Genomic DNA, 10,525 nt, shown 5'->3' with positions numbered 1-10,525 from the left:
CGCTTCAGTTATCAATCATGAATTCAACTTCTACCAAAAATTTAGAGAGTGCCAATCTCAAACTCAGGGGCATGAGTTGTGCTTCTTGTGCCATTCGTATAGAGGAGGCAATTAAAAATGTACCTGGAGTAGCCGAATGTAACGTTAACTTCGGTGCAGAACAAGCTGCGGTTAAATACAATCCTCGCCAAACCAGTATTGCAGATATCCAAGATGCGGTAGAGGAAGCAGGATACTCGGCTTATTCTCTTCAAGAACAAGCAATGTTGACAGGAGAGGATGACATTGAACAAGCTGCCCGAAAAGCCGAATCCCGCGATCTGAAACTCAAAATCATTGTTGGTGGCATAATTAGCTTCATTCTAATTGTTGGTTCGCTACCAATGATGACGGGGTTAACTCTGCCTTTTATCCCTGCATGGTTGCATAACCCCTGGCTACAGTTGATATTGACTACACCAGTTCAGTTTTGGTGTGGCTACAGATTTTATATCAGTGGGTGGAAAGCCTTTAAACGTCATACTGCGACGATGGATACATTGATTGCTCTTGGAACGAGTGCAGCATATCTTTATTCTGTATTTGCTACCGTCTTTCCCGACTTCTTTCTCAACCAGGGTTTAATGCCAGAGGTTTACTACGAAACCGCAGCCGTAATTATTACGATGATTTTACTTGGACAGTGGTTTGAAAATCGGGCAAAAGGAAAAACCTCAGAGGCGATTCGTCAACTTATGGGTTTACAGGCTAAAGATGCCAGAGTGATACGTAATGGACGAGAAATAGATGTTCCCATTAACGAAGTACAGATTAACGACACGATCTTAGTACGCCCAGGAGAGAAAATTCCTGTTGATGGAGAAATAGTTAGCGGTAGTTCTACCATCGATGAAGCAATGGTAACAGGGGAAAGCATACCCGTTAAAAAACAGCGAGGAGATGAAGTCATTGGCGCGACAATTAATAAGACAGGTAGTTTTAAGTTTAGGGCTACCAGAGTCGGTACAGATACAGTTTTGGCGCAGATAGTTCAGTTGGTACAGGATGCTCAAGGTTCAAAAGCACCAATACAAAGACTGGCTGACAAGGTGACTGGCTGGTTTGTGCCTACCGTCATCGCTCTCTCTATTATTACTTTTGTTCTGTGGTTTACTATTATGGGAAATATTTCCCTGGCTTTAATTAATACCGTCGGATTATTAATCATTGCCTGTCCCTGTGCTTTGGGTTTGGCGACTCCCACTTCGGTAATGGTAGGTACGGGAAAAGGTGCAGAAAACGGCATTTTAATTAAGGGTGCAGAGAGTTTGGAACTGGCACACAAACTTCAAACAATAGTTTTAGATAAAACTGGCACGATTACTCAGGGGAAGCCAACTGTTACTGATTACCAAGCAGTTAGGGGTGTTGATTATGGCGCAGAACTAAAGTTATTACGCTTAGTCGCAGCAGTAGAACGTAATTCCGAACATCCTCTAGCCGAAGCAGTAGTAAGATACGCTCAGTCGCAAGATGTCGATCTACCAGAAAGTAATGATTTTGAAGCAGTAGCAGGAAGCGGAGTGCAGGGTACAGTTTCAGATCGTTTGGTACAAATCGGTACTCAACGCTGGATGTCTGAGTTGGGCATCAAAACTGATACTTTACAGCAACAAAAAGATACTTGGGAAGCAGAGGCTAAAACCGTAGTTTTAATTGCCGTAGACGGCGAACTAGAAGGAATTATGGGTATTGCCGATGCGGTAAAACCTTCTTCCACCGCAGCAGTAAGGGCATTACGTAACTTAAATTTAGAAGTAGTGATGCTGACAGGAGATAATCAAAAAACCGCCGAAGCGATCGCTCGTCAGGTGGGTATAGTTAGAGTAGAAGCGGAAGTACGCCCCGACCAAAAAGCAGCCAAGGTCAAAGAATTACAACAAGAAGGCAAAATAGTCGCAATGGTAGGGGATGGGATCAATGACGCTCCTGCACTGGCTCAGGCTGATGTTGGGATAGCTATTGGTACGGGAACGGATGTGGCGATCTCAGCTAGTGATCTTACTCTCATTTCGGGAGAATTACACGGCATTGTTACAGCAATACAGTTAAGTAAGGCGACTATTAGTAATATCCGTCAAAATCTCTTCTTTGCTTTTATCTATAACGTCTTGGGTATTCCCATCGCAGCAGGAGTTCTTTTTCCTTTCTTTGGCTGGTTGCTCAACCCGATTATTGCTGGGATTGCAATGGCATTTAGTTCGGTTTCGGTCGTGACTAATGCTTTACGTCTACGTAATTTTAATCCATCTAAATCCCTCTCTTAACAAAGGAGGAAATAAATATCATGTTCAGTAAAAGTAGATTTGTTGGCAGTCTAGCAGGGTTAGGATTTCTGTTAGCTTTAACTACTAACAGCGCATTAGCACAGAAAGATGCTGAGGTTGAAATGCCCGCTTCGGGTGGTGAACAAACTAGCCAGTTTCAAAAAATTGAACAGCCTTTAAGCTTAAAATCAAAAAATTGAACAGCCTTTAAGCTTAAAACTTGCTGTCGCTTTAGGTGGATTAGGCTTAATTGGTGCAGAACTATGGTGGTTTATGTTCAGTAAAACTAAATCTCAAAAAGCACAGGTTAAACAGGGAATTCAAGAACTAGATATTGTCGTAGACGGTGGTTATACACCCGACAGAATTAAAGTGAGTGCTGGCGAACCAGTTAAGCTGAATTTCTTTCGTAAAGACCCTAGTAGTTGTTTGGAACAGGTATTATTACCCGATTTTAATAAAGCATTAGATCTAAGCTTAAACCAAATTACTTCGGTGGAAATCGTACCAGAAAAACCAGGAGAGTACACCTTTACCTGTGGTATGAATATGTATCGAGGAGTAGTCATAGCAGAAGACTCTGGGCGTTAATTCATTTTCCTATATTTTTTGAATAGTTGCGACTCAAATTTTATGAATTAGAATGCTAGTTTTAAACTTCAACAAGCTTGGCAATTTGGTTACAAGCAGCAGCAATAGAATCAGCTAGAAGCTGTCCACCAAATTCGTCATTGTTCTTCTATAGCCCAAAAGCAGCCAGAGAATTCTGAAGTGTTTCCTGATAATTAGTTATTTAATGACAGACGAATGGTAAAGGTGCTTCCTCTGCCTAGTTCGCTTTCAACTTCAATATTGCCATGATGAGCCAGAGCGATCGCCTTAGCAATAGCTAACCCAAGCCCAGAACCACCTTTACCTCTAGAACGAGCCTTATCGACACGATAGAAGCGGTCAAAGATGCGCTTTTGTTCCGTTTTAGAAATACCAATACCAGTATCTCGAATACAAATTATTACATCATGGTGTTCCTCTATAAGACTTAATATTACTTGACCCCCTGCTGGAGTGTACTGAATCGCATTAGTAACTAAATTAGTAATTAGACGATATAATAACTGGCGATCGCCAGTTACCTCGATCGGTTGAGATACTTTAATTTGGGAAGTAAGTTCAATTTCTGAAGCCATCGCTAGGGCTGCTAACTCTTCTTCTACTTCAATAATTAGGTGGGGTAGAGCAATTTTTTCTCTCTTGGTTTGACCAACGGTGCGTGCTGTCTTCGTTGTCTTACGGCGGAGTCCCGTCAAGTCCCAAACTAAGCGGGATAAACGGGATCGAGATAATCTGCGACTAGAGGTGTTACTGCTTAACTCTCCATCAATACGGCATAGAGTTAATAAATCTGCCACTAAATAGGAAAGTCGCTTGTTCTGTCGCACTATGGTTTTTAAGGTATCTTTCGCTTTTTTCTCAGATAGAGTAGGCAGCATTAGATTAGATTGAGCCGTTGCTTGAATTGCTGCTAGGGGAGTTCTCAATTCGTGGGCAGCATCGGCTGTAAACTGCTGCATTTGTAGGTACGATTGGTAAATAGGGCGTATAGCTAATCCTGCTAACCACCAGCTAGCAGCCATTACCAGTAACACCACTAAGGGAACTCCTAATAGAAGTATCCACATCACGTTAGCGATGTAGTTATCAAAATCTTCTAAGCTTCTACCAACCTGGAGATAACCCCAATTTTGAGCTTTTTGAGTGTGTAAGAGAAATGAAATTTGCCGATAGCGAACACCTTCAGAATCGGTTAAGGTTTCCCATTGTTGTTGATTGGAAACTTGAGGTAGTTTCGGTTGCATTCCTGCCACTGCTACCAAATCTTCAGACAAATTAAACAGACGTAAATAATACTTATCTTGCCCAATTACTCCTAATCTATATGATTGGAAGCGATCTGGGTTGTAACAGCCTGTTTCGACAAGGCAAGTATTAGGTAATAACTCCTTTACTTGGGGTTCTAGTTTCCCTGGTTGTTTGAGAACGGGTAAAAGGCTGTCGTGAAGAGTTCCTGCTACCGATTCTAATTCTTGGTTAATGGTAACGCGATGGGCATGAGAGATCGCTTCGTAAACTCCCAAGGCACAAATAAGTAGAATTATACTTAGTATTCCAGCATACCAGCTAGCTAATCGCCAGCGCGATCTTGAGAAAAGTCGGTTTTGCTTCACATTAAAAGTTAGCTATAAAAATCTAGATTATGCTTGGGGCTGAAAACGATAACCCAATCCGTAAAAGGTTTTTAACATATCATCGCAACCATACTTAGTTAGTTTGCGTCGCAGCAAACATACCTGTGCTGCCACTACATTACTGGGAGGTTCTGCACCAAATTCCCATAGCTGCTCTAGAAGCTGATCGCTAGTAACAATTTGGTTGGGATGCTGCATAAAATACTCTAGTAGCTGAAATTCTTTTTTAGTCAGCAATACCTGCTTTTCTCCCGATTCTTCGCGCAGCCAAAAGGTATTAGTACCGTAATCTAAACTGAGATTACCTACCTGTAATCTTTTAGGTTGTAATTGAGGGGTTCGTCTCTGTAAAGCTCTCAATCTTGCTAACAGTTCGGGCATATCAAAAGGCTTGACTAAATAATCGTCTGCCCCTGCATCTAAACCAGCTATTTTATCCTCCATGCTGTCTCTTGCTGTCAGCATCAATATCGGTAAAGGTTTTTGTTGTCTCCGAATCCGCTTAATTAACTCTACTCCCGATACTCCAGGTAATAGCCAGTCAAAAATTCCCAAATGATATTCTTTAAGCTTGAAATAATCCCAAGCATCAAGACCATCTAAAGCCCAATCTACAAGGTGATTGGTGTGGTTCAAACTCTGCTTGATAGCAGCCCCTAAATCTGGTTCATCTTCAACTAGCAAAATTCTCATATAGGACATCGGTTCTAGATAATCAATACTACTTTCAAGCCAAGTTTGGATGCTCAAAACTATAGATTTTTATTCTGTCATAACTTTATTAAATTAGGATGAAAAAATCTTTTTTATTCAATAATTAATCGATTTCATTCTGATTTAATTGTCATGTGTAAAAGTTGCAATTAATCGGTTTTCATTTTGTCGGTTAACCAGAGAAACTAATTACCTCTCCCCGTTTAGAAAAAGTTAATTAGCTAACTCTTGAAAATAAAAACGGCAAACGGTGCGGTTAACGTTCCGAGGTTGCATCGAAACTATGCGCTATCAAAATCGATAAATGTTCCCATCTTTTCGGAGAAAAATAGTGTTAAATAAATTATTTATATCTTCTGTGTTGACAATTTCAACCTTAGTATTTGGGGTTAATTCCTTAGTTCTGAAACCTTCAACAGCAGTAGAATTACTTGATGGACAAAAAGCTTTTGAAAGCTCATTTCGTCTAATTCGTACTGCTACCAATTTTAGCGAGCGCAATAATTCCGCAGCAAGATATCAGTTTACGATTGAAGTCCCCCAAGATGCAGGAGAAGCTCTCAAATCCGTCAAAATTACTCAGAAGGAGAATATGGATACTCTTGTTTTCAAAGCAGATAAAACTCTTGCTTCGATGGGCAATAATTTGGCAGGTGCTAATATTCCTCTCGCTGCGGTGGGGGGAGAGTCCAAGCCTGGAGAAACAACCATTGTCTTTGATACTCCTATTGAACCAGGAAATACCGTCACAATATCCGTCAAACCGAAGCAGAACCCCTTTACAGGTGGAGTTTACCTTTTTGGTGTGACTGCCTATCCCACTGGAGAAGATAGTCCAGGGCTATACCTTGGTTCTGGTCGCATCCATATTTACGATTAATCTGTTTTTAGAAATGAGAGCGATCGCTATCATGGTTAATCTACAGCCGACTCAAGAGATTTCATAGTGATTTAATTTTCTTGTGTCATTCTTGATAGCAAGTGAGACTTAATCATTTAAACCTTCGCATGACTGCAAATTCGACAAAAACTCAGGGGTCAATGTCAGATGACAACGAGAACTCACGCCATGATTCTCTAAATTCTGAAACCGTAACTGAAGAAGTTACGTCCCATTCAATTATTGAAACAGAGGAACTAAGAGAAACGAACTCTCAGAAGGAATTACATTCTAGTTTTAGACTGGGGAAAACCCTACTAGGGCTAGGAGTTTTCGCCCTGCTGACGGGAAATATTTTAGTATTAACCAATCACCTCAAGCCTTCTAGTTCGATGGCAGAGATGTCAGGAATGGATCACGGCGATATGTCTCATGACGAGATGATGGCGGTGGATGGTTCATTTAATCCCAATCCTGTCCGAGTAGAAACAGTTGAACCCCAGGTTTTAGAAGCCAGTGTTAGCTATACAGGTACGATTGAACCCTATCAAGAGATCGTGGTTTACCCTCGTGTAGCGGGACAACTGACTAACTATTCCGTTTATCCAGGCGATCGCGTTACCGCAGGACAAGCTATAGCTACCTTAGATGCTTCTGAATTAAATACAGGAGTAGCTGAAGCCGTAGCAGAGGCTAACACGATGGAAACTGCTTTGGAAATGAGCAAGATTGAGGTAGACGAGCAAAGAAGTGCGATCGCACAGATTGAAGCCGATTTAGCCTATCTCAATTTGAAACAAGACAGATTTGCTCGACTGGTTAAGGATGGGGTGATTTCCCAAGATGAGTTTGACGTTGTAGATAGCGAAGTCAAAAGTAAAGAAGCTGCTCTCAAACAGGCACGGGTTAGGTTAGTCAGAATGGAAGCTCAAGTAGTAAACGATCGCGCCAAGATTAACCAAGCCAAAGCTAAAGTCGATACTGCTAATGTAATGCAGGGTTACACTACCATCACCTCTCCCATTTCAGGAATCGTCCAGGAACGTAGCGTCGATCCTGGAGTAGTGGTTCAACCTAGTATGGGTATTGTTAAAATCGGCGACTACAATCGGGTGCGTTTACAAGCTAATGTGGCACAGCAAGATGCCGTTAATATTCGCCCAGGCTCACCAGTGTTAGCTACTATCCCTGGAAGCAATGTTGAGCCTATAAAAGGCAAAATTACCAGTATTTTTCCCCAAGCTAACAGTCAAACTCGCACGGTAACGGTAGAGGCAGTTATTGATAATCCTGACGGACAATTACTTTCGGGCAAGTTTCTAGAGATGAAGATTGTTACCGCCCGTAAACCTAGTGCCATCACCATCCCTCAAGCTGCGGTGGTGGAATTTCAAGACCAACCTTCAGTTTGGGTAGTCGAAGGGGATACAGTAACAGCCCAACCAGTTACATTGGGAATGTCAACGGGAGACAGAGTAGAAGTTACCAGTGGTTTAAAACGAGGAGAAGCAGTAGTAACTTCAGGTCAACGTCGATTGGTGGAAAATGCGACCGTAGCGGTCATTAATCAATCCTCACAACCCATAGCAGCTAATAAAGCTTCTGCTCAAGATATCCAAATTCAGTTAGTCAGTCCCGATTCCCAAACTGGTGTCCCGATGGGTGATGCTCAACTGGTAATAGAAGTTAAAGATGCTCAAGGTCAACCGCTAGATATCCTTGACCTAGAGATGAGCGCGTCCATGCCAATGAAGAACATGGCACCGATGACCGCCCCAGTAGAAGTCCAACCAGACGGTAAGCCAGGTAGGTTTAAAGCCGATACCTATCTCAGCATGAAAGGGGACTGGACGATTACTGCCCAAGTCAAAGACCCTAAAAACAAAGGGAAACAAGAGTTTACGCTCGAAGTTCAATAGCAACTCAAACAACTTAAATCTTTACATTAAACCACAGAACAAATTGCCTCGATGAAGGGTAGTTCACCCATACAAATTTTTAACTACTAACTACAAAAAAACAATCATGAAAAAACTAATCTTAATCTTACTTCCCTTAAGTTTTTTAGCTTTTGCTTGTAGTCCTGCCCAAAGTGATACTAATGTAGCTTCTACTACTCCAACTGAAACGACACAGAATAAACAAGAAAGTATCGCTACCGTAAATTTAGTCAGCCCCGATCCACAAGCAGAACTCTCAATGGGCGATGCGGAAATGATTTTGGAAGTGGTAGACAGTGCTACAGGAGAACCAGTTAAAGTAGAAAGCCTCGATGTCAGCGCATCTATGCCGATGGATGGCATGGATGACATGATGGGCAAGGTAGAAGTTACACCCGCAGACGAACCAGGTCGCTTTAAAGCTACTACCTATTTTGGAATGCAGGGAACTTGGAACGTAGTTGCCAGTGTTAAAGACCCTCAATATCAAGCTCAACAAGAGTTTACTTTTGAAGTGAAGTAATTTGAGGGGCAATTTAATGCCCCTTTACATCAATCGAGTAAGCCCGCAGATAACACAGATAAATTTATTTCTATTCTCTTTTCAGTAATGATTATACTTAGATTTGAGTTGGGACAAAAGATGATTTTTCATTGAGTATTTATTTGTCATTGAAAACTTTGTAAATCATGAATAAACAATTACCTATCTTATTAGCTTTAATCTCAGCAGCCTTATTTGGCTCGGCAACTCCTGCTAGTAAAGTATTGCTAGAATCTTTTTCTCCGATTCAGTTAGCTGGATTACTTTATTTAGGGGCAGCAATAGGAGTTGCTCCTCTATTAGTTAAAAAAAGAGAAATTAGACTACCTAGTCAATTATCTTCTAAAAATCGTTTATATCTTTTGGGAGCTATTATTTTTGGCGGAATTCTAGCACCGATATTTCTTTTGTTAGGACTTCAATTTGCGACCGCTGCTTCTGTTTCTCTCTGGTTAAATTTAGAATTAGTAGCCACGGCAATTTTGGGTTATTGTTTTTTTCAAGACCATTTAGGACGTATTGGTTGGATAGGTGTAGATGGCTGTATTATCGCTGCGATTTTATTATCTGTAGGTGAGGGAGTAGCAGGAGTTGAAGCGGGTTTGTTGGTAACTATTGCCTGTATTTGTTGGGGTTTAGACAACCATTTAACGGCATTAATTGATGGCATAAGTCCCGCACAAAGTACCTTTTATAAAGGAATAGTAGCGGGAAGTGTCAATCTCTTTTTGGGCATATTAATCCAGCCATCCACTACTTCTGCCTCAAATATATTTATCGCATTAGGCATAGGAATGCTAGCCTATGGAATTAGTATCGTTCTTTATATAACTTCAGCCCAAAGCTTGGGTGCAACCCGCTCACAGATGCTTTTTTCCTCTGCTCCTTTATTTGGAATTCTGTTTTCAGCTTTAATTTTAGGAGAAGAAATCGTTCTGTTTCAGCATATAGCATTGGTACTAAAAATAGGTTCTCTATTCGCACTATTTCAAGACCAACACAGCCACGAACACGAGCATCTAGCGACTAACCATCAACACCTGCATAATCATAACGATAAGCATCACACCCATAACCATTCAGAGAGTTCAGCTTCACTACTACATTCTCATTGGCACGAACACGAAGCGATATTTCATAATCATTTTCATTTGCCAGATATTCATCATCGCCATCAACATAGCTAAACTTTAAACAAACAGGGCGAGCGCAATTTAAATGATGCTTCCAAAAAAATCTGATTTAAGACGAAGAAAAAATAATGTATTTTTCAAAGTATTCTATCGACTAAAATCAATGCTGCTATGGTTGATAATTGGCACGCTGGCAATACCCATAATATCAACTGGCTATATTAATTTAGTGACAAATAGCGATCGCCACTTGTCATCGGCTCAAATTCCCCAAGAAGATGTCGCTATTGTCTTTGGTGCAGGTTTGTTAGCAGATGGAAATCCTAGCCCTATGTTGGCTGACCGAGTGGATTCTGCGGTGAAACTATATCAGCACGGGCGCATTCATAAGCTGCTAATGACAGGGGACAATAGCATGATTTCCTACAACGAAGTTGTGGCAATGAAACGATTTGCCCACGATTTGGGCGTACCGACTAAAGATATTACTCTAGATTATGCAGGTTTTAGCACCTATGAAAGTTGTTACCGCGCCCATAAAGTCTTTGATATACATCGAGCAGTTGTTATTACCCAAAACTATCATTTACCTCGTGCTGTCTACACTTGTCGTCAGTTAGGAGTAAACGCAGTTGGTTTGGGAACGCCAGATCGAGACATTTATGGACTGCGAGGAATGTTCCCATATTTATTACGGGAAATGTTAGCTAACGTAAAAGCTTTGTCTGACATTCATCTTATTCGTCCCCATCCTACTTTTTT

General features: G+C 41.1%; 8 protein-coding genes and 1 pseudogene. 7 read left to right on the top strand and 2 right to left on the bottom strand.

What is annotated here, in order from left to right; genetic code table 11:
- Positions 1-17: 17 nt before the first annotated feature.
- Both H1P_RS26600 and H1P_RS39540 read left to right on the top strand, forming a co-directional pair.
- Positions 18-2,306, top strand: coding sequence for a heavy metal translocating P-type ATPase (locus H1P_RS26600; protein WP_144873307.1), 2,289 nt, complete (start codon positions 18-20; stop codon positions 2,304-2,306).
- Positions 2,307-2,326: 20 nt separating this feature from the next.
- A pseudogene (locus H1P_RS39540) lies at positions 2,327-2,897 on the top strand (cupredoxin domain-containing protein).
- A 194-nt stretch (positions 2,898-3,091) separates the two neighbouring features.
- Here the strand turns inward: H1P_RS39540 and H1P_RS26585 are convergent.
- Together H1P_RS26585 and rppA are read right to left on the bottom strand one after the other, a co-directional pair.
- On the bottom strand, positions 3,092-4,531 hold the full coding sequence (locus H1P_RS26585; RefSeq protein WP_144873298.1) for a sensor histidine kinase: 1,440 nt from the start codon (positions 4,529-4,531) through the stop codon (positions 3,092-3,094).
- 27 nt (positions 4,532-4,558) lie between these two features.
- Positions 4,559-5,245 (bottom strand): two-component system response regulator RppA, encoded by a 687-nt coding sequence (gene rppA, locus H1P_RS26580; RefSeq protein WP_144873310.1) that lies wholly within the window; start codon positions 5,243-5,245, stop codon positions 4,559-4,561.
- Positions 5,246-5,624: 379 nt separating this feature from the next.
- Between rppA and H1P_RS26575 the strand changes: the two genes are divergently transcribed.
- From H1P_RS26575 to H1P_RS26555, 5 genes are all read left to right on the top strand, one after another.
- Positions 5,625-6,146 (top strand): DUF2808 domain-containing protein, encoded by a 522-nt coding sequence (locus H1P_RS26575; RefSeq protein ID WP_246141967.1) that lies wholly within the window; start codon positions 5,625-5,627, stop codon positions 6,144-6,146.
- 128 nt (positions 6,147-6,274) lie between these two features.
- Entirely contained in the window at positions 6,275-8,065 is a 1,791-nt protein-coding gene (locus H1P_RS26570) for an efflux RND transporter periplasmic adaptor subunit (protein ID WP_144873292.1), read from the top strand.
- A 106-nt stretch (positions 8,066-8,171) separates the two neighbouring features.
- Positions 8,172-8,609 carry a FixH family protein gene (locus tag H1P_RS26565; protein ID WP_144873289.1) on the top strand — a complete coding sequence of 146 codons (438 nt, stop codon included), beginning with the start codon at positions 8,172-8,174 and terminating at the stop codon, positions 8,607-8,609.
- 167 nt (positions 8,610-8,776) lie between these two features.
- Positions 8,777-9,817 carry a DMT family transporter gene (locus H1P_RS26560; RefSeq protein ID WP_144873286.1) on the top strand — a complete coding sequence of 347 codons (1,041 nt, stop codon included), beginning with the start codon at positions 8,777-8,779 and terminating at the stop codon, positions 9,815-9,817.
- A gap of 109 nt (positions 9,818-9,926) precedes the next feature.
- The coding region (locus H1P_RS26555; RefSeq protein ID WP_246141964.1) for a SanA/YdcF family protein at positions 9,927-10,525 on the top strand (599 nt) is incomplete at its 3' end.

It is taken from the genome of Hyella patelloides LEGE 07179, assembly GCF_900659865.1.
GTDB lineage: Bacteria > Cyanobacteriota > Cyanobacteriia > Cyanobacteriales > Xenococcaceae > Hyella > Hyella patelloides.
The sequence above is the reverse complement of the archived record's forward strand: the minus strand, read 5'-3'. Positions and strand labels throughout refer to the sequence as shown.